This is a genomic window from Nocardiopsis terrae, from assembly GCF_014651695.1.
Lineage (GTDB): Bacteria > Actinomycetota > Actinomycetes > Streptosporangiales > Streptosporangiaceae > Nocardiopsis > Nocardiopsis terrae.
In genome coordinates this window covers 20,678-39,460 of the sequence record NZ_BMXJ01000013.1, presented here as the reverse complement: position 1 = coordinate 39,460, position 18,783 = coordinate 20,678, and the positions used below count along the sequence as shown (strand labels likewise).

Here is an 18,783-nt window from a genome sequence, read left to right as displayed (position 1 = left end):
GAGCACGAGAGGTACACGGATGGGCACCGTTTTCTCGATCTCCCTCCCTAGACAGGCGTACACGGTCTCCGTCGCACGCGACGTACTCGGCGCACTCCTCGGCAGGTCGGGGATCTGCCAGGGCTGTGTCGACGACATCCTCCTGGCCGTCTCCGAGGCCTGCGCCAACGCCGTCGAACACGGGGGGCCCGCCACCGACTACTCGGTCGAGGCCCAGCTCGCCACCGGCTGGTGCGAACTGCGGATATCCCACACCGGAAGAGCGCCGGACACCGCGGCACTCGTCCGTCGCTTCACCTCGGAACACGCGCCCCTGCCGGGTCTGGAATCGGAATCGGGCAGGGGCATCCTGCTCATGCGCTACCTCATGGACGAGGTCGACTTCAGCGGCGAACCCCACACCACCGTCATCCTGCGCAAACGCGTCACCTCCTGCGATCCCGCCAGTGAGGACGACCTCGGCCGCGAACACCCGTCGGCGCGGTTCGCGCTCCTGTAGCCCTTCGGTCCCCATCGGCCCTTCGGTTTCCACTCGCTCCGTGACGCACGCCACGCGACCTGTCGGGTCGCACACCCGGACCCCCTTCCACAGGGGCCGGTCCGGGAGGATCACACAGTCCGGGCCCCTCCCGAGGGGGTGACCGTCGTATCCGAGCACAGGTGAGCGGGTACGCTGCGGAAGTAGCGGATGCGCCGTCCCCGTGACGGGGTCAGGCACCGACTTCTCCCCGTCGAACAACAAACTCGGAGTGTGCTCATGACAGCCCGTGTGGGCGTCGTCACCTTCCCAGGCTCCCTTGACGACAAGGACGCCGCTCGCGCGGTCTCCCTGGCGGGCGCCGAACCCGTCGCGCTCTGGCACGCGGACGCGGACCTCAAGGGGGTCGACGCCGTGGTCCTGCCCGGCGGCTTCTCCTACGGGGACTACCTCCGCTGCGGCGCCATCGCCCGGTTCGCCCCGCTGATGTCCGAGCTGGTCCCGGCCGCGCGTTCGGGCGACCTGCCGGTCCTGGGCATCTGCAACGGCTTCCAGATCCTGTGCGAGAGCCACCTGCTTCCCGGTGCCCTCACCCGCAACTCCTCGCTGCGGTTCGTCAACCGCGACCAGGTCCTGCGGATGGAGAACACCCGGACCGCGTGGACCAACGACTACACCGGGGGCCAGGAGGTCCTGGTCGTCCTCAAGAGCGGCGAGGGCAGCTACGTCGCCGACGAGGAGACCCTGGACCGTCTGGAGGCCGAGGACCGGGTCATCGCCCGCTACGTCGGCGGCAACCCCAACGGTTCGCGCCGCGACATCGCCGGGATCACCAACGAGCACGGCAACGTCGTCGGCCTGATGCCGCACCCGGAGCACGCGGTCGAAGCCCTGACCGGCCCCTCCACGGAGGGCCTGGGCTTCTTCACCTCGATCCTCGGCCACCTGAAGGCCGGCGCCCCGGCGCACGCCTGACACCCCGGCCCGACTCACCCGACAGGGGGACGATCCTCGCGATGATGGCGCTGCTGCGCTCCCGGAGAACGCTGTACGTACTCGTGGGGCTGGTCGTGGTCGGCCTTGTGGTCTCCGGGGCCATCGGCCTCTTCCAGTCCTTCAACGCTCCCCCCGTCGCCAACCCCGGCGGCCAGGGCCAGCAGGAACGGCCGGGACAGGGGCAGCAGGGCGAACAGCCCGACCCCCCTCCGGACGTCGGCGCGCTGGGCAGCCCCCCTTCGGGCCTGTCCTACGTCGACCAGGATGAGGCGCACTGCGCCCAGGGGCACTGCTTCCGCCTGATCCTGGTCGCCGGTGAGGACGGCGAGGAGCTCGACACCGAGACCGAAGAGGTCATCCGGTCGGTGTACGAGCACCTGTTGGCCAACGGCTGGGAGCAGGAGCTCCCACCGGACGCGGAATCCGCGGACGACATCGCGCTCACGGACTCCGTCCTCACCGACGGCACGACCCTGGTGGCCGACTCCTCGGCCCCGGCCGCCGACGCCCTGCCGGTGCTGATGCTCGGCAACGCGGGCATGCCCGCCTACTGACCCGGTGCCGGGCGACGGACACAGCCAGGGCTCGGCCTCCACCTCCGCGCAACTCCGCGACACCCGAACGGAACCACCGCATGTCTGAAGTACCCGGTCTCGACACCGTCGCCCAGGCGACCGACAGCCCGGACACACCGCAGCCGTACGCCGAACTGGGTATGGCCAGGGACGAGTACGAGCGGGTCCGCGAGATCCTGGGCCGCCGTCCGACCGCGGCCGAGCTGGCCATCTACTCGGTCATGTGGAGCGAGCACTGCTCCTACAAGTCCTCCAAGGTGCACCTGCGCCAGTTCGGCGAGAAGGCCCCCGAAAACGACGCCCTGCTCGTGGGCATGGGTGAGAACGCGGGCGTCGTGGACGTCGGCGACGGGCGCGCGGTCACGTTCAAGATCGAGTCGCACAACAGCCCGTCCTTCGTCGAGCCGCACCAGGGCGCGGCCACCGGTGTGGGCGGCATCGTCCGCGACATCCTCACCATGGGCGCCCGCCCCGTGGCCGTGATGGACGCGCTGCGCTTCGGCCCCGCCGACGCCGACGACACCAAGCGCGTGCTGCCCGGCGTGACCTCCGGCATCTCCTTCTACGGCAACTGCCTCGGCCTGCCCAACATCGGCGGCGAGATCGGTTTCGACCAGAGCTACCTCGGCAACCCGCTGGTCAACGCCCTGTGCGTGGGTGTGCTCAAGCACGGGGACATCAAGCTCGCCCAGGCGCCCGGCCCGGGCAACAAGGTGGTCCTGTTCGGTTCCACCACCGGCCCCGACGGCATCGGCGGCGCCTCCGTACTGGCCAGCGCCTCCTTCGACGAGGAATCGGAGTCCAAGCGGCCCAGCGTGCAGGTCGGCGACCCGTTCATGGAGAAGCTGCTCATCGAGTGCAGTCTGGAGCTGTACGCCGAGGACATGGTGGTCGGTATCCAGGACCTCGGAGCCGCGGGTGTCTCCTGCGCGACCACCGAGCTGGCCGCGGGCGGCACCGGCGGCATGAACATCCAGCTGGACCGGGTCCCGCTGCGCGACCACCGGCTCACCCCTGAGGAGATCCTCATGAGTGAGTCGCAGGAGCGCATGATGGCGATCGTCGAGCCCGCCAAGATGGACGCCTTCCTCGCGGTCTGCGACAAGTGGAGCATCCTCGCCGCCGAGATCGGCGAGGTCACCGAGGTGACTCCCGAGGAGGCCGAGCGCGGCGGCCGCCTGGTGATGACCTGGCACGGCGAGACCGTGGTGGACATGCCGCCGCGGACCGCCTCCGACGAGGGGCCGGTCTACGAGCGCCCCTACGCCCGACCGGCCTCCCAGGACGCCCTCCAGGCCGACGACGCCGCGAGGCTGGCCCGGCCCGAGGGCGACGCCGAGCTGCGCGAACAGATCCTGAAGGTGCTGGGCGCCCCCGGCGTGGGCGACCCGAGCTGGGTCACCCGGCAGTACGACAGCTACGTACGCGGTGACACCGTCGTGTCCGCCCCGCACGACTCCGGGATGATCCGGATCTCCGACGACTCCGACCGCGGCGTGGCCCTGGCCACCGACGGCAACGGCCGTTTCACCCGGCTGGACCCGTACACGGGCACCCAGCTGGCCTACGCCGAGGCCTTCCGGAACGTCTCCGCGACCGGTGCCCGTCCGCTGGCGGTCACCAACTGCCTCAACTTCGGCTCGCCGGAGGACCCCGGGGTGATGTGGCAGTTCGCGGAGACCACCCGCGGTCTGGCCGATGCCTGCCAGCAGCTCGGCACCCCGGTGACCGGCGGCAACGTCAGCTTCTACAACCAGACCGGCGACGTGGCGATCAACCCCACCCCGGTCATCGGTGTGCTGGGCGTGATCGACGACGTGAACAAGCGCCTGCGCTCCGGCTTCGACACCGAGGGCGCCCGGGTGTTCCTGCTGGGCGGGACCCGCGCCGAGTTCGGCGGCTCCGCCTGGGCCGACGTGGTCCACGGCCACCTGGGCGGACTGCCGCCGCAGGTGGATCTGGCCGCCGAGGCCGCGCTCGGCGAGGTGCTGGCCGCCTCCGCCGAACAGGGTCTGGCCGTCGCCGCCCACGACCTGTCCGACGGCGGCCTGGCCGTCGCCCTGGCCGAGTCCGCGCTGCGCGGCCGCAGGGGGCTGCGGGTGGAGGTGGACGGCGACGCGTTCACGGCGCTGTTCAGCGAGTCCGGTGCCCGCGCGCTGGTCGCGGTCGGCCCGGGCGAGGAGGAGGCGTTCACGGCGCTGGCCGCCCGGCACGGTGTGCCCGTCGCCCGGATCGGCTCCGTCGGCGGCGAGAGCCTGTCGGTGACCCACCCGGGCGGTTCGGTGGAGATCGGTCTGGACGAACTGCGCACCGCCTACGAGGCGGCCCTGCCCGCCCTGATGGACGGCGTGTAGGCCTGACACCAGTGTGACGAGGGGACGCTCCCACCGGGGGCGTCCCCTCTCGTGTGTACCGGTGAGGTCAGGGGGCCGGGGAGGCCACCGGCAGGGATGCGGCCTCAGCGGCCTCAGCCAATCGTTTGTCATAGGTCACGAACGCGCTGAGCGCGGCTCCGAGGCCCAAGGCGCAGGAGACGTGCAGGGCGTCCAAGGACCTGAGCCGTGTTCCGGGGGAAAGGTTCCCAGCGGTGTCGAACACGTCCGCGGGCATACGCAGGTGCGCCACCCGGGAGAGCCAGGCGCCGGCCCGTTCAACGGTGTCGGGGCGCGCACCGGCCGCGTGCAACGCGCGCCGCAGTTCGGTTCGGGTCAGGTAACTGGTGATCTGACGTGCGTGGGCGTGCTCGTTCAACCAGCGTTCCAACGCCTCGGACTCGACCTCCTCCTTGAAGAGTTTGAGTGCGGCGCAGGTGTCGAGGTAGACGAACATCAGCGTTCGTCCTCCGCAGCCCTCAGCTCCGCCAAGGCGTCCGTGGCCAACCGGCTACCAGGAGGCGACTCCTCTCGGACCATCCCGACGGCCTCGCCCGCAGTGGGCAGGTCGTCGAGGTCGTGCGGATCGATCAGACCGCGGTCCACCGCGGCGGTGAGGGCCTCCTCCGCGTCGTCTGGCGGCAGGACGCGCCCGACCGTCACGCCCCTTCTGGTCACGGTGAAGCTCTCACCTCGCCCTGCCCGGTCGAACACGTCGGCCGCGTTGCGCTGCAGTTCACGGATGGTGATCCTGTGGTCCTTCGTGTCTGCGCTCACAAGGTCAGGGTATGCCAGTTCAACGCGCATGTCAGTCAAAATTAAGAAACGCATGACATTGCCTCCGGTCGCCCGACTTACTCCTCCACAGGTGTCTCACCGGAATGGGGGCACAGCGGAGTCCCCGAGCGGCACCCCGACCCGTAGGACGGGGCCGGCCGGGGTAGGAGTGGGGTCAGGGAGGTGTGCGGACATGGAACGTGTCAGACGAGGCAGGTTGAAGGGGACGCTCGGAAGCCACGACCGTCCTGCGAGCGCGCTCGGGTTCCGGCTGGTCCTGGCCCTGTTCGGAGCGCTGGTGCTCCTGTTGGGCACCGTGGCCGCCGTGCTCTGGGCCGACGAGATCTGGCTGGCCGTCGTCCTGGGGCTCGGGTTCGTGGCGTCCTGCGTGAACGTGTACTGGGTGAACCGCCGGCTCCACGCGGAACGTCCCGGCCGCTGAGAGCGCACCGGGCACGGCCCGGACCGCGCCCCGGCCCCCGATCATCACAAAGCCCGGGTGCGCGGCACCGAACAGGTCTAGAGTGACGCACGGTGATCATCCGTCTGGATCTGGATGGTCGATCAGCCCCGGGCCGGTTCCTGCCCCCGGCCCGGGGTCCACCGTGCCCCGCCGGGTGCGCGGAGCTCCGCCCTGTGGGGGCGGGTGGGACACCCGAAGGGTCCTCGCCCCGGCCGCCCCACGAAAGCAGGGGCGGGAGCCCTGCGGCCCCCGCCCCCGACGGACCCGGGACGGTCCTGTCTCCTACGGGATCAGTCCCGGAGGAGCATCACCCCTTCTGGCGGTCCTCGTAGCCCTCCGGGAGCCACTCCTCCCAGACGTCGCGGTTCTCGTTCACCCAGATCTCGGCCGCCTCCGAGGGGGGCATCTGCTCGTCGGCGATCATCTGCGCGACGGCGTTCTGGTCGGAGTTGGTCCACTGCCAGTTGTCGAGGAAACGGTAGGCGTGGTCGTCGTTCTCCACGAACCCGGCCCGGAAGATCTTGTTCAGCTCATAGACCGGGTAGTCGCAGTCCACGTACTCCGGGTCGGCGTCACAGCCCTCGTAGTAGTCGGGGAAGTCGACCTTGACCAGGTCGACCTCCTCCTGGAACCACTGCGGGTCGTAGAAGTAGAAGAGCACCGGCTCCTCCTCGGCGTAACGCCGCCGCACCTCGGTGATCTGCGAGGCCTCCGAGCCCGCGTAGACGATCTCCAGGTCCAGGTCGAAGGCGTTGATCATCCCCTGGTCCTGGCTGACGAACCCGGGCGCACCGGCGAGGAACTCACCGCTGTCCCCGGTCTGGGCCGTCCGGAACAGGTCGGTGTTCTCCTTCAACCCCTCCAGGGTGGTGATCTCCGGATGCTCCTCCGCCAGGTAGGCGGGGACGTACCAGCCGATCACGCCCTCGTTGCCGTTGGGGCCGCCGTCCACGACGGTGCCGTTGCCCTCGGGCCCGTACAGCTCGAACAGGTCCTCGTGGCCCCAGTTCTCCGGGATCACGTCCAGCACACCCTGGTCCAGGGCCTGCCAGGAGGGCTGTTCGTCCACCCGGACCAACTGGACCTCGTAGTCCATCTCCTCGCGCAGGATGTACGCCAGCACCTCGGCGCTGGCCTCGAACCCCACCCAGTTGTTGACGGCCATCCGGACGGTGTTGGGGTCCCGGGCGATCTGGTCGGTGCGCACCGCGCAGGAGCTCACCATCACCAGGGCCAGTCCCACGGCGAACAACCGGGTCAGGTTTCGCCTTCTCAGCAGCCTAGGCACGGGGTGCCCTCCTTCCCTGCGTCACACGGTCCAGGAACAGGCCCAGGAACACGATGGCCAGACCCGATGCCAGGCCCAGGCCCAGCTCGTTCTGCGCCAGGCCGAGCACGACGTCGTTGCCCAGCGCACCGGCGCCGACCAGCGCGCCCATGACGACCATGGACAGCACCAGGATGATGCCCTGGTTGACCGCCAGCAGCAGGGAACCGCGCGCCATCGGGAGCTCCACCTTGGTGAGCAGCTGCCACCCGGTGGACCCCTGGGACAGGGCGGCCTCCAGGGTGCCCTTCGGGACACCGCGAATGCCGTCGTTGACCAGCCTGATCACCGCCGGCAGGGCGAAGATGACCGCGGCCGCCAGTGCGGGGACGGGGCCGAGGCCGAGCAGCGCCACCGCCGGGATCAGGTAGACGAACGGCGGCAGCGTCTGCATGAAGTCCAGGACCGGCCGCAGGATCGCGGCGAACACGTCGCTGCGCGACATCAGCACGCCGATGAGCACGCCCAGCGCGATGGTGACCACGGTGGCCACCAACACCTGGGACAGGGTGTCCATGGCGTTGTCCCACACGCCCAGCAGACCGATCGCGAGGAAGGAGATCCCGGAGACCAGTGCGGCCCGCCACCCGGCGAAGACCATGCCGAGCGCGGCGGCGGCCAGCACCACCAGCCACCAGGGCGAACCGGTGAGCAGGCCGTTCAGCGGCCCCAGCACCCAGGTCTGCGTCCACGTCCCGAGTGCGGCGGAGGCCGGGCCGATCGCCGCCTCGACGCTGTCGTTGAGGGCGTTGACCGGCTTGTCGAGCTCGACCGACCAGTCACGCGGCCAGCCGCCCAGGTCCGCGAGCCGGGCGAGCGCCACCACCAGGATGACCAGGGCCAGGCCGCCGCCCAGCAGCGGCATCCGGTACTTCTCGGGGATGTCGGGGGTGTGCGCACCGTGGCCGACCGCACCGGTGACCCGGTCCATCGCGATCGCCAGCATGACGATCGCCAGGCCGGCCTGGAAGGCCTGTCCGACGTTGATCTTGGTCAGCGCCTGGAAGATCGCGTCACCCAGACCGCCCGCGCCGATCACCGACGCGATCACGACCATGGAGACCGCGAGCATGATGGTCTGGTTGACGCCCAGCAGGATGGTGCGCTTGGCCATCGGCAGCTGGACCTTGGTGAGGATCTGCCACGGCGTCGAACCGAGCGAGGTCGTCGCCTCGACGGCGCCCTTGTTGACCTCGCGGATGCCCAGCGCGGTGATCCGCACGACCGGAGGAAGCGCGTAGACCGCCGTGACCACGGCCGCCGCCGGGTTGCCGATGCCGAACAGCAGCACGAACGGCAGCAGGTAGGCGAAGGCCGGCATGATCTGCATGAAGTCCAGCACCGGGCGGACGCCCCGGTAGAACCCTTCGCTGCGACCGGCGAGGATACCGAGCGGGACGCCGAACAGCAGGGCGATGAAGACCGCGGTGATGATGAGCGACAGCGTCGTCATCGACTCGTTCCACAGCCCGGTGAGGGCGAACACCGCGAAGGTGGCGAGCACCACCAGGGCGACCCGCCATCCGGCGATCCGCCACGCGGCGAGCACGCCCAGGACGGTCACCCCGGCCCAGGTGAGGAAGGTCAGGAACTGGTTGATCAGCACGACGGCCGATCCCAGCCCCACCGAGACGTAGTTGAAGAAGTAGAGGAACAGCGGGCTGTCGTTGCGGTTCGCGACGATCCAGGCGTAGATGCCGTCGAGCCACGCCATGAAGGACTCGCCGATCCCGGTCGGGAAGCTTCCCGCCCAGGACGGGCCGCCGGCCCAGCGGGTCAGCCAGTAGCCCGCGACCAGCACGGCGACCACGGCCAGGGCCTGGACCCACGTGTTGCGCAGCAGCCCTCCGGAACCCTTGGGGGACCCTGTGCCGGTGCTCGTGGCACCGGCGGGTTCGGTCACTGTGGCCATGTCACCCTCTGCCCCCCGTCGGTGCCGGGCCGCCGTGGTCGGTGGCCTCGTCGGAGATCTCCTCCTCGATGGCGGCGACCTGGTCGGCTCCCTCCAGCTGGTCCTGGGCGATGGCGCGCAGCACGTCGTCACGGCCGACGTAGCCGAGGAGGGTGTCGCCCTCCACGACCCGGACCGGGGCGGTGCTCGCGGCGAGCATCGGCAGGACCTCGGCGAGGACGGTGCCCGGCTCGGTGGCCGGGCCGTCGGTGCGCTCGTCGGGGTAGGCGTCGCGGACCAGCCAGCGCGCGGTGAGCACGGTGGTGCGGGCGACGTCGGAGGTGAAGTCGGCGACGTAGGCGTTGGCGGGCCGCCCCACCACCTCCTCCGGGGTGCCGACCTGGACGAGTTCGCCGTCGCGCATGATGGCGATGCGGTCACCCAGTTTGAGCGCCTCCTGGAGGTCGTGGGTGATGAACACCGCCGTCTTGTTCAGTTCCCGCTGGAGCCGGGCGACCTCGTTCTGCATGTCCCTGCGGATCAGCGGGTCCAGTGCGCTGAACGGTTCGTCGAACAGCAGTACCTGCGGGTCGACGGCCAGGGCGCGGGCCAGGCCCACGCGCTGCTGCATACCGCCGGACAGCTCGCCGGGGCGGGCGTTCTCGTTGCCGGAGAGGCCGACCATGTCGATCATCTCCCGTGCCCGGGCGTAGCGTTCGGCCCGCGGCATCCCGCGGACCTCCAGCCCGTAGGCGACGTTGTCGATGATCCTCCGGTTGGGCAGCAGACCGAAGTGCTGGAAGACCATGGCCATCTTGTGCCTGCGGAGCTCGCGCAGCCTCTGGTCGCTGGCTGCCTCGATGTCCTCTCCGTCGAGTAGGACCGACCCCGCGGTCGGCTCGATCAGGCGGGTCAGGCAGCGGATCAGTGTGGACTTGCCGGAGCCGGAAAGGCCCATGACCACGAAGATCTCCCCGGGACGCACGTCGAAGGAGACGTCGCGCACCGCCACGGTGCAGCCGGTCTCCTCCTTGATGCGGTCCCGGTCGGCCCGTTCCAGTTCGGTGCCGACGACCTTGTCGGCGTTCCTGCCGAAGATCTTCCACAGGTTGCGGACGGAGAAGGTCACGTCGGAGGGGCCCGCGGACGGGGCCGCCTCGGTGGCCTGGGTGCTCATCGGGTCTCCTCCTCGTCGGCGGCGCGGTCCTGACGGATCAGGTCCGCGGCACGCTCGCCCAGGGCGAGGACCATCACCATGGGGTTGGGCGTGGGCAGGGTCGGGAAGACCGAGGCGTCGGCCACGCGCAGGCCCTTCAGGCCCCGCACCCGCAGTCGGGGGTCGACCACGGCGGTGTCGTCGTCAGCGGCGCCCATCCTGCAGGTGCCCGCCGGGTGGTAGACGGTGTGCGCGGCGCGGCGGCCGTACTCGGACAGTTCCTCGTCCGTTCGGACCTTCGGGCCGGGGGCGACCTCGCGCTTGAGCCAGGACTTGAACGGCTCGGTCTCGGCGACCTCGCGGGCGATCTTCAGCCCGTCCACGATGGTCTTCTCGTCGTAGCCGTCCGGGTCGGTGAAGTACCGGAAGTCCAGTGCCGGCTGGACCGCGGGGTCGCTGCTGGTGAGGTAGAGCTTGCCGCGCGCACGGGACCGGGGGATGTTCGGGGTCATGCAGACCGCGTAACCGTCCTCGGGGGAGTCGTAGCCCAGCCGCTTCGTGTTGTCGTCGAAGGGGATCTGGTAGATGTGGAACATCAGGTCTGGGCGCGGGTCGCTCTCGTCGCGCCGCACGAACAGGGCCGCGTCGGAGTTCATCACGGTGTTCTCGGGGACCCGTTCGCTGGTCTCCCACATGATGATCGACTCGGGGTGGTCCTGGAGGTTCTCGCCGACGCCCGGAAGGTCGTGGCGGCTCTCGATACCGACAGAACCCAGTTCCTCCGCGTTGCCGACACCGGACAGCATCAGCAGGCGGGGGCTGTCGACGGCGCCCGCGGCGAGGATGACCTCCCGGCGGGCGTTGACCGTGACCCGCTCGCCGCCGGAGGTCGTGGCGCTGACGCCGGTGGCGCGCTCGCCCTCGAACAGGATCCGGCCGACCCAGGTCTCCAGCATCACGGTGAGGTTCTTCCGCACGTCCATGACGGGGTGCAGGTAGGCCACCGAGGCGGAGGAGCGGTATCCGGTGTGGGGGTCGTAGGCGATGGACAGGAAGCCGGCGCCGTCGGCGAAGCCGCCGCCGTGCGAGGTCAGGGCGTTGAAGTCCTCGATGACGGGGACGCCCGCCGCCTCGGAGGCCGCGGACACCCAGTCCTTGACCATCTCGTTGCGGTCCTTCTCGGCGACCGGGATGATGTTGCACTTGATCCGGTCGGCGTAGGACTGCACGGTGGCGTTGTCCCAGCCCTCGGCGCCCGCCGCGACCCATTCGTCCAGGTCCTCGGCGAACGGCCGGAAGCTGATGAGCGTGTTGTGCGAGGAGCAGCCGCCCAGCACCCGGGCGCGCGAGTGCAGGATGTGCGAGTTGCCGTTGGGCTGCTCGGTCGTGGTGTACCCGTAGTCCAGGTCGCTGTCGAGGACGCTCAGCCAGTCGCGGAGCCGGAGCACGTGCTCCAGGTCCCGGTCGTCGGGACCGCCCTCGATGACGCAGACCGTGGTGTCGGGGTCCTCGGTGAGCCGATTGGCTATCACCGAACCCGCCGTACCTCCGCCAACGATGACGTAGTCGTAGGTGGTTTCGTTCATGGACACGGCCCGAATCCTCTCGTTTTGTTTTGCTCGGGGGGATGTCGGGGGGAAACCGACCTTTGTGTTCTGTGTGTATCCGTTTGTCATGTCTTCGGTTGTGGGCGTTCCTTCAGGGGAAAGCGCCCGGCGGCGCGGAGGACGGACCCGCACCGCCGGGCGGCTCCGCGGTCGCGGACGGCCCCGCCGCCCGCGACCGCCCGGTCTGTCACCCGAACCAGCGCTGCGGCTCCGGAGCCAGGTTCCGGTAGATGTGCTTGGCCTCGCGGTACTCGTCCAGACCTGCCAGGCCGAGTTCGCGGCCGACTCCGCTGCGGCCGAAGCCGCCCCACTCGGCGCCCGGGATGTAGGGCCCGTAGTCGTTGATCCACACGGTGCCGTGGCGCAGGGCCGCGGCCACGCGCTCGCCGCGTGCGGTGTCGTTGGTCCAGACACCGCCGGAGAGCCCGTAGTCGGTGTCGTTGCCGAGCTCGATCGCCTGCTCCTCGGTCTCGAAGCGCTCGACGGTCACGACCGGGCCGAACACCTCGGCCTGCACGATGTCCATGGACCGGTCGCAGTCCACGAACACGGTGGGGCGGTAGAAGTAGCCGTCCTTCAGGGCCTCGTCGTCGGGGCGCTTGCCGCCCGCGATGGTCCTGGCGCCCTCCTCGACACCGCGCGCCACCGCCTTCTCGACCTTGGCGCGGTGCTCGGCCGACACCAGGGGGCCGCAGCGCACACCCTCGTCCTGGCCGCGGCCGATACGGATGGCCTCGGCCCGGCGGGCGAGTTCGGTGGTGAAGGCGTCGTGGATGTCGTTGTGCACGATCAACCGCGCACCGGCCGAGCACACCTGGCCGGAGTGGAAGAACGCGGCGTTGAGCGCGTAGTCCACGGCCGTGTCCAGGTCCACGTCGGGGAAGATGATGTTCGGGTTCTTGCCGCCCAGCTCCAGGGCGGTCTTCTTGACCGTCTCGGAGGCGGCCGCCATGATCCGCCGACCGGTGACCAGTCCGCCGGTGAAGGAGACCAGGTCGACGTCGGGGTGTTCGGACAGCGGCGCGCCGGCGTCGGGCCCGCTGCCCGTGACCAGGTTGACCACGCCCGCGGGGATACCCGCCTCGGTGGAGAGCTCCACCAGTTTGGCGGTGGTCACCGGGGTGACCTCGCTCGGCTTGATCACCATGGTGTTGCCCGCGGCGATGGCCGGGGCCATCTTCCAGGCGAGCTGGAGCAGCGGGTAGTTCCACGGCGTGATCATGCCGCAGACCCCGACGGGTTCGTAGACCACCTTGCTGTGCACGCCCTCGGGCGCGGACACGAGTCGGCCCGCCTCCTTGTCGGCCAGACCGGCGTAGTAGCGGAAGACGTTGGTGACGTCGTCGACGTCGATCCCGCCCTCCTCGATGGTCTTGCCGGTGTCCAGCGACTCCATGACCGCGATCTCCTCGCGGTCGCGCTGGAGCAGGTCGGCGATCCGGCCGAGGATCTGACCGCGCTCGCCGGCGTCGGTACGGCGCCACTCACCGGTGTCGAAGGCACGTCGTGCGGCGGCGATGGCGGCTTCGGCGTCGGCCTTGCCGCCCTCGCTCACGATGGTCAGAACGGAGGCGTCGGCGGGGTCCAGGATCTCCCGGACCCGACCGTTGCTCGCCGCTCGCCATTCGCCGTCGATGTACAGGCTGGTGGCCTCGGCCGAACCCGGCTCGGACAGGTACGGCACGGACGGCAGGGTTACGTAGGGCTGATTCACGGATCCCTTTTGCCCAAGATCGCTAGTCACAAACTGCCTCGTCTCATAGGACACATACGCCACAACGCTCCCACAACCCTGACTGATCAGGGAAAATGACGCATCTTGGGGCGCCTTCCCCGTGGCCCACATCACCAGGGCCGCTGCGTCACTCCTACGTTCCGGGCGGGCCCGGGGACGGCAGGACACACCCACCTGGGGAATACAGGAACGAGTCTTTGACGTGCTTTTGTGAGCACCTCGGCCCTTTGGCCGGGTTCTTCCGGACGGGCCCCTCCCATGGGGGTGAGCAGCCAGCGGGGGTCAGGCGGCGGCCCTGTCCGTGACCCGTCGGACGGCCTCGGCGCCGGGCTTCTTAGCGCCGGTGAACAGCTCGCCTCCGGGCGTCACGTCCTCGGCGGCGGACTCGGGGCCGGTCCGTGTCCCTCCGCGGCCTGCTCCGGATAGGACCCCGCCTCGTGGAGGGCCCCGCACCCGACGGGCGTCTCCGCCACGGCGCGGCACAGGGCGGTCGGCGCCGGTTCGTCTCCCGGCCCGTGTCCCCCGTGAGAGCTACCCGCAAGTTCCCACCTCGTGGTGACGACGCAGCCCCGCCCCGGTCAATAGCGTTTCATCCGTCGCGGCGCCCCGGCCGCACCGATGATCCGAAGAGGAACCCCCGTGAGACTTCTCTGGCAACTCCTGGCCGTCGCCGCGGCCGCCTTCCTCGGCGGACAGGCACTCTTCGCGGTCCAGGACAACCCCTGGCTCTCCCTGGCCCTGGGCCTCCTGGCCGCCGTGGCCTCGGTGTTCGTCTACCGGTGGGTGGTGCGCCGCACCGAGAGGCGCGAAGTGACCGAGCTGGCCTGGACGGGCGCCACCGCCGCCACCGGTTGGGGCGCTCTCCTGGGGGTCGGTCTGTTCGCCCTGGTCATCATCAACATCATCTTCCTCGGCGGTTACCAGGTCCACGGCCTGGGCTCCCCGATGAGCGCCCTGGGCCTGGTCGGCTTCATGGGCGCCGTCGCGGTGTCCGAGGAGCTGTTGTGGCGCGGTGTGCTGTTCCGCGTCATCGAGGAGCACACCGGAACCTGGGTCTCCCTCGGGCTGACCGGCCTGGCCTTCGGCCTCGTGCACATGGCCAACCCGCACGCCACCCTGTGGGGCGCCGTCGCCATCGCCATCGAGGCCGGCGGCATGCTCACCGCCGCATACGTCGCCACCCGCAGCCTGTGGCTGCCCATCGGTCTGCACTTCGGCTGGAACATCGCCGGATCGGCCCTCTTCGGCACCGAGGTCTCAGGCAGCGGCACACCCCCGGGGCTGCTGGACGCCACCATGTCCGGCCACGTCCTGATCACCGGCGGCGGGTTCGGTCCCGAGGGCAGCATGTACTCGGTGGTGTTCTGCGTCATCGCCACTGTGGTGTTCATGCGGATCGCCCGGCGCCGCGGCCGGATCGTCCCCCTCCGTCGGCGTGCGGCGCTTCCCACCGCCACCACTACACTTCCACGGTGACCTCGCTCCGGCGGTTCCCCCACCTGTGGCGGCGGCTCGACGTCACCGTTCGAGACCTGCCCCTGGCCCTGCTGCTCCTGACCGCCTCGCTCGTCCCCGCACTGCACGGCCACGGCACCGAGCTCGGCGGGGTGCCGAACCGTCCCTTCGACGCCCTGGGCATGGCCGCGGTCGCCCTGCAGTGCCTGCCGCTGGCAGGGCGGCGGCGGTGGCCGGCCCTGTCCCTCACCCTGGTGGCGGCCGGCTTCGCCCTCGACCAGCTCTCCGGCTACCACCTGGTCGCGGGTACCGCGCTGCCCATCGCGCTGTTGAGCGCCGGCGCGCACCTGCCCTCGTACCGGCGCACCACCACGGTGGTGGGCTCGGCGGCCTACGCGGTGCTTGCACTCGCTCTGACCCAGCTCGGAACGGGTGAGAGCCCGGCCGGGTGGGTGACGTTCTACGCGGCGCTGGCCTTCTCCTGGGGGGCCGGGGCGTGGCTGCGCTCCACGCGTGCCGCCGAGGCCGAACACCGCCGCCGCGTCGCCGTGGACACCCGCGCCGCCGAACGCGCCCGTATCGCCCGCGAGCTGCACGACGTCGTGACCCACCACGTGACCGCGATGGTCGTGCAGACCGAGGCGGCACGCTACCTGACCGCCTCGCCCGAGCGGCTCGACCAGACCCTGGACACGGTCACCGACACCGGACGGCGGGCCATCACCGACCTGCGCCACCTGCTCGACGTGCTCGACCCCGACCACACCGCCCCCGCGCCCGGGGCCGACGAAGGACTGTTCTCCGTGGTGGAGCGCACCCGCGGGGCCGGGCAGCCGGTGGAGTTCAGCGAGGAGGGCACCCCCGCCGCCTCGCGCGGCAGCGCCGACCTCGTCGCGCACCGCGTCGTACAGGAGTCCCTGACCAACGCCCTCAAGTACGCGCACGGCAGCCCCACCACGGTGCGCGTGCGCCACCGCCCCGAGGAGATCACCGTGAACGTCAGCACCGACCGCTCCGGACCGCCGGGGACCTCCCCCGGCGGCAGCGGCCGAGGGCTGGTCGGCCTGCGCGAACGCGTCGAGGTCCTGGGCGGCGACTTCACCGCCGGACCGCACGACGACGGGGGTTTCACCGTGCACGCGCGCATCCCCGCCCGCGCCCCGTCGGGCGGCTCGGCGGGCAGGCGCGCGGCTGCCCGGGCGGACAACCAGGCGGGCGGCGGGACGTGAGCGCGCCCGTTCGGGTCCTGGTCTGCGACGACCAGGAGCTGATCCGCACCGGCCTGGTCACCATCATCGGCGCCCAGCCCGACCTCGCGGTCGCGGGCGAGTGCGGGGACGGCCGGACGGCGGTCGAACTGGCCGAACGGCTGCGCCCCGACGTCGTGGTGATGGACGTACGCATGCCCGTGCTCGACGGCATCGAGGCCACACGGCTCCTGGCCGGCGCGGGAGTGGACAACCCCGTCAAGGTTCTCGTGGTCACCACGTTCAACCTCGACGAGTACGTCTACGAGGCCCTGCGCGCGGGCGCCAGCGGGTTCCTGCTCAAGGACGCGCCCCCGGCCCGACTGCTGCACGGCATCCGCACCGTGGCCACGGGCGCCGCCCTGCTCGACCCCGACGTCACCCGCCAACTGGTGGGCAGGTTCGCCGCCCGTATCCGGCCCTCCCGTCTTTCGGCGGACGACACCCCGCTGACCCCCCGCGAGCGAGAGGTCCTGGGACTGATCGCCAACGGCCTGTCCAACGGCGAGATCGCCGCGAGCCTGTTCATCAGCCAGGAGACCGTGAAGACCTTCGTCTCACGCATCCTGGCCAAACTCGGTCTGCGCGACCGCGTCCAGGCCGTGGTCTACGCCTACCGCCACGGTCTGGTGACCTGAGCCCGCCCGTCGCGGCGGTCGGATCCTGGTCACTCCGTCACCGCCGGGGGAATACAGGAACGAGTCTTTGGCGTACATTTAGGTGTACCTAAGCCGGTTCGTCCGGCGCCCTCCGATATGCACCCCATGGACCGCTGCCCGCGAACCCCACCGAGGAACGCATGCTGCTTGAACAGGAACGCCGGGACGTCTGCCTGACGGCCCGCGCCATCGCCCAGCACCCGGGTTCCGCCCCCGGCGAGGCAGGGACCGTCAGCGTCCGCAGCGGCGACCTGGTGGTCGTCACCCCCCACGGTCTCCCCCTGGACCAGATCCAGCCGCACGACTGCCCGGTCATGTCCCTGGACGACCGGATGCTGGAGGGCCGGCGCGACCCCGCCGCCGAGACCACCCTGCACATGGCCGTGCACCGCCGGGCCGCCGAGTACGGGCGCGAGACCACCGCCGTGGTGAACGCCTTCACCGCCGACACGGTGGCGGTGTCGAGCGTGCTGGCCGAACTCCCCCCGATCCACCACCGCGCGGCGGCCCTGGGCGGGGCGATCACGGTCACCCCGTACACCCTCTACGGCACCGGGGACATCGCCGACCAGGCGGTCAAGGCACTCAAGGGCCGGGACGCCGCGCTGCTCGCCGACCACGGCGGGATCGTCCTGGGCCGGAGCCTGGAGCACGCCCTGGAGAACCTCAGGCTGCTCGACTGGCTCAGCACGGCCTACCTGCGCGCCCGGCAGCTCGGTGAGCCCCGGGCGATCTCCGAGGACGAACTGGACCAGGTCCGCCAGCGCGACACCTACGGCTGGGCCGGCCCGGACCCCTTCTCCTACTGAGGCTTGTTCGACGGGTCGTTCCGCGCCCCGTACCCCCGGTGATCTTGCTACCAGGGGCGATGTCGGCGCCGAAATCGCCCCTGGTAGCAAGATCACCTGCGGAGGAGGACCGGAACTAGTCTCCGGAGGTCTCGTCGGGCTGGGTCCAGGCGAGGTAGGCCACCGGAAAGTAACGGTGGACCACCAGCACCAGATAGGCCACCGGGAGGAAGACGCCGATCGGCACGGTGTGGTCGGCCGCGGGGTTGGTGCTCAGCAGGTGGGCGGCACCGGCGATCGCCACCGCCAGGATCAGCAGGGCCGACGTGATCGAGTGGCCCAGGGAGCGGGCGCTCTCGATCTCGGCACGCTGCCGCTCGTCCACCACCAGCTCGTAGCCGTGCATGGTCCGCGATCCGGCTTCGAGCACCTGGAACGTGATGTTCAGGGGAATCAGAACGACAAGCAGGGCGAGGCTGGAGCCGAGCACCGTCAGAGTGCTCTGGGACAGCGCCAGCGAGGTCAGGGCCGCAGTGCCCAACAGGACCAGGAACAGGGCCAGGAACAACCTGCGACGCCGGGCCGACCGGTCGGCCCACAGCCTGCGGATCTTCGGGTCCTCGAACCGGGTGCGCAGCTTCTGGAGGTGGGCCTCCGCGCGCTCCTCGGGGCTTCTCTTCATGGCGGTTCTCCTTCAGAACTCAGGGGCGGACGCTCAGAACCGGTCGGGGCCGTCCTCGTCGGGAAGCTCGTCGGGCCGGGTCCAGGCGAGGTAGCAGGCGGGTGCCGAGGTGTGCAGCATCACCAGCGTGAAGAGCAGGGGTGCGGCGAGCCCCGACGGGAAGACCACACTCGGTGGGCTGTAGACGGGCACGAGGCAGGCCAGGAAGAAGACCGCCATCAGAACCGCGGCCATCGCCTTGTGTGCCACACGGTGCGCGGCGTCCCGGTCGGCGCGCTGCCGCTCGTCGAGCAACCGGTGCGGCAGCGACAGGCGGGTGAACCGGTTGAGCTGGGTGATCACGAAGAGCACTACGCCGATGACCACCGCCATGGCCAGCATCGGCACGATGGCCTGGAGGACGCCGCCGCCCCTGGGAGCCCAGCCCAGCAAGGCGGCTCCGGCGATCACCAGGGCCACGTAGAGCACCGTGTACCGGCGGCGTCGGGCGCGGGAGGCCCAGGCCCGTCTCAGTTTCGGATCGTCGGCGCGTTCCAGCTTGACGCGGTCGCTGGGGGTCTCCGGGTTCATGTGTA

The 18,783-nt window shown here is 70.4% G+C and carries 18 protein-coding genes; 9 read left to right on the top strand and 9 right to left on the bottom strand.

What is annotated here, in order from left to right:
• The first annotated feature begins 19 nt into the window (after positions 1-19).
• The 4 genes from IE195_RS25835 (at position 20) to purL (ending at position 4,403) form a co-directional block, all read left to right on the top strand.
• Positions 20-499: an ATP-binding protein gene (locus IE195_RS25835; protein WP_191276370.1), complete on the top strand. Its 480-nt coding sequence runs from the start codon at positions 20-22 to the stop codon at positions 497-499.
• A 258-nt stretch (positions 500-757) separates the two neighbouring features.
• Complete coding sequence (gene purQ, locus IE195_RS25830; protein WP_191276368.1) at positions 758-1,453, top strand: phosphoribosylformylglycinamidine synthase subunit PurQ; 696 nt, start codon at positions 758-760, stop codon at positions 1,451-1,453.
• 41 nt (positions 1,454-1,494) lie between these two features.
• On the top strand, positions 1,495-2,028 hold the full coding sequence (locus tag IE195_RS25825) for a hypothetical protein (protein WP_191276366.1): 534 nt from the start codon (positions 1,495-1,497) through the stop codon (positions 2,026-2,028).
• Positions 2,029-2,108: 80 nt separating this feature from the next.
• Positions 2,109-4,403 (top strand): phosphoribosylformylglycinamidine synthase subunit PurL, encoded by a 2,295-nt coding sequence (purL, locus tag IE195_RS25820; RefSeq protein ID WP_191276364.1) that lies wholly within the window; start codon positions 2,109-2,111, stop codon positions 4,401-4,403.
• 67 nt (positions 4,404-4,470) lie between these two features.
• Here purL and IE195_RS25815 read toward each other — a convergent pair whose 3' ends face one another.
• Positions 4,471-4,878 carry a type II toxin-antitoxin system VapC family toxin gene (locus tag IE195_RS25815; RefSeq protein ID WP_191276362.1) on the bottom strand — a complete coding sequence of 136 codons (408 nt, stop codon included), beginning with the start codon at positions 4,876-4,878 and terminating at the stop codon, positions 4,471-4,473.
• Entirely contained in the window at positions 4,878-5,198 is a 321-nt protein-coding gene (locus IE195_RS25810) for a type II toxin-antitoxin system Phd/YefM family antitoxin (protein ID WP_191276360.1), read from the bottom strand. Before IE195_RS25810 ends, IE195_RS25815 begins: the two co-directional genes overlap by 1 nt.
• Before the next feature lie 193 nt (positions 5,199-5,391).
• On the opposite strand from IE195_RS25810, the gene IE195_RS25805 reads away from it, so the two are divergent.
• Positions 5,392-5,640, top strand: a complete 249-nt coding sequence (locus tag IE195_RS25805; RefSeq protein WP_191276358.1) for a hypothetical protein — start codon at positions 5,392-5,394, stop codon at positions 5,638-5,640.
• Positions 5,641-5,968: 328 nt separating this feature from the next.
• Here IE195_RS25805 and IE195_RS25800 read toward each other — a convergent pair whose 3' ends face one another.
• From IE195_RS25800 to IE195_RS25780, 5 genes are all read right to left on the bottom strand, one after another.
• The gene (locus IE195_RS25800; protein WP_191276413.1) at positions 5,969-6,886 is read right to left on the bottom strand and encodes a glycine betaine ABC transporter substrate-binding protein; all 918 of its coding nucleotides are present in this window, start codon (positions 6,884-6,886) and stop codon (positions 5,969-5,971) included.
• A 55-nt stretch (positions 6,887-6,941) separates the two neighbouring features.
• Positions 6,942-8,900, bottom strand: a complete 1,959-nt coding sequence (locus IE195_RS25795; protein WP_191276356.1) for an ABC transporter permease — start codon at positions 8,898-8,900, stop codon at positions 6,942-6,944.
• 1 nt (position 8,901) lies between these two features.
• The gene (locus IE195_RS25790; RefSeq protein WP_191276354.1) at positions 8,902-10,056 is read right to left on the bottom strand and encodes a quaternary amine ABC transporter ATP-binding protein; all 1,155 of its coding nucleotides are present in this window, start codon (positions 10,054-10,056) and stop codon (positions 8,902-8,904) included.
• Positions 10,053-11,627 (bottom strand): GMC family oxidoreductase, encoded by a 1,575-nt coding sequence (locus IE195_RS25785; RefSeq protein ID WP_191276352.1) that lies wholly within the window; start codon positions 11,625-11,627, stop codon positions 10,053-10,055. The genes IE195_RS25790 and IE195_RS25785 overlap by 4 nt, the downstream gene beginning before the upstream one ends.
• 202 nt (positions 11,628-11,829) lie before the next feature.
• Positions 11,830-13,356 carry an aldehyde dehydrogenase family protein gene (locus tag IE195_RS25780; RefSeq protein WP_191276350.1) on the bottom strand — a complete coding sequence of 509 codons (1,527 nt, stop codon included), beginning with the start codon at positions 13,354-13,356 and terminating at the stop codon, positions 11,830-11,832.
• A 660-nt stretch (positions 13,357-14,016) separates the two neighbouring features.
• On the opposite strand from IE195_RS25780, the gene IE195_RS25775 reads away from it, so the two are divergent.
• The 4 genes from IE195_RS25775 to IE195_RS25760 all read left to right on the top strand — a co-directional run bounded on the left by IE195_RS25775 (position 14,017) and on the right by IE195_RS25760 (position 17,547).
• Positions 14,017-14,853 carry a CPBP family intramembrane glutamic endopeptidase gene (locus IE195_RS25775; RefSeq protein ID WP_191276348.1) on the top strand — a complete coding sequence of 279 codons (837 nt, stop codon included), beginning with the start codon at positions 14,017-14,019 and terminating at the stop codon, positions 14,851-14,853.
• Positions 14,850-16,061 carry a sensor histidine kinase gene (locus IE195_RS25770; RefSeq protein WP_191276345.1) on the top strand — a complete coding sequence of 404 codons (1,212 nt, stop codon included), beginning with the start codon at positions 14,850-14,852 and terminating at the stop codon, positions 16,059-16,061. Before IE195_RS25775 ends, IE195_RS25770 begins: the two co-directional genes overlap by 4 nt.
• Positions 16,058-16,717, top strand: coding sequence for a response regulator (locus IE195_RS25765; protein ID WP_191276343.1), 660 nt, complete (start codon positions 16,058-16,060; stop codon positions 16,715-16,717). Before IE195_RS25770 ends, IE195_RS25765 begins: the two co-directional genes overlap by 4 nt.
• Positions 16,718-16,878: 161 nt before the next feature.
• Positions 16,879-17,547 carry a class II aldolase/adducin family protein gene (locus tag IE195_RS25760; RefSeq protein ID WP_191276341.1) on the top strand — a complete coding sequence of 223 codons (669 nt, stop codon included), beginning with the start codon at positions 16,879-16,881 and terminating at the stop codon, positions 17,545-17,547.
• A gap of 115 nt (positions 17,548-17,662) precedes the next feature.
• On the opposite strand, the gene IE195_RS25755 is transcribed toward IE195_RS25760, so the two are convergent.
• Positions 17,663-18,208, bottom strand: coding sequence for a hypothetical protein (locus IE195_RS25755; RefSeq protein ID WP_191276339.1), 546 nt, complete (start codon positions 18,206-18,208; stop codon positions 17,663-17,665).
• Positions 18,209-18,241: 33 nt separating this feature from the next.
• Positions 18,242-18,778 carry a hypothetical protein gene (locus IE195_RS25750; protein WP_191276337.1) on the bottom strand — a complete coding sequence of 179 codons (537 nt, stop codon included), beginning with the start codon at positions 18,776-18,778 and terminating at the stop codon, positions 18,242-18,244.
• Positions 18,779-18,783 lie beyond the last annotated feature (5 nt).

Bases quoted from the DNA above. Each gene is read 5' to 3' on its own strand.
- IE195_RS25835 (WP_191276370.1), top strand. From the start codon at position 20: ATGGGCACCGTTTTCTCGATCTCCCTCCCTAGACAGGCGTACACGGTC.
- purQ (WP_191276368.1), top strand. From the start codon at position 758: ATGACAGCCCGTGTGGGCGTCGTCACCTTCCCAGGCTCCCTTGACGAC.
- IE195_RS25825 (WP_191276366.1), top strand. From the start codon at position 1,495: ATGATGGCGCTGCTGCGCTCCCGGAGAACGCTGTACGTACTCGTGGGG.
- purL (WP_191276364.1), top strand. From the start codon at position 2,109: ATGTCTGAAGTACCCGGTCTCGACACCGTCGCCCAGGCGACCGACAGC.
- IE195_RS25815 (WP_191276362.1), bottom strand. From the start codon at position 4,878: ATGTTCGTCTACCTCGACACCTGCGCCGCACTCAAACTCTTCAAGGAG.
- IE195_RS25805 (WP_191276358.1), top strand. From the start codon at position 5,392: ATGGAACGTGTCAGACGAGGCAGGTTGAAGGGGACGCTCGGAAGCCAC.
- IE195_RS25800 (WP_191276413.1), bottom strand. From the start codon at position 6,886: ATGGTGAGCTCCTGCGCGGTGCGCACCGACCAGATCGCCCGGGACCCC.
- IE195_RS25795 (WP_191276356.1), bottom strand. From the start codon at position 8,900: ATGGCCACAGTGACCGAACCCGCCGGTGCCACGAGCACCGGCACAGGG.
- IE195_RS25790 (WP_191276354.1), bottom strand. From the start codon at position 10,056: ATGAGCACCCAGGCCACCGAGGCGGCCCCGTCCGCGGGCCCCTCCGAC.
- IE195_RS25760 (WP_191276341.1), top strand. From the start codon at position 16,879: ATGCTGCTTGAACAGGAACGCCGGGACGTCTGCCTGACGGCCCGCGCC.
- IE195_RS25755 (WP_191276339.1), bottom strand. From the start codon at position 18,208: ATGAAGAGAAGCCCCGAGGAGCGCGCGGAGGCCCACCTCCAGAAGCTG.
- IE195_RS25750 (WP_191276337.1), bottom strand. From the start codon at position 18,778: ATGAACCCGGAGACCCCCAGCGACCGCGTCAAGCTGGAACGCGCCGAC.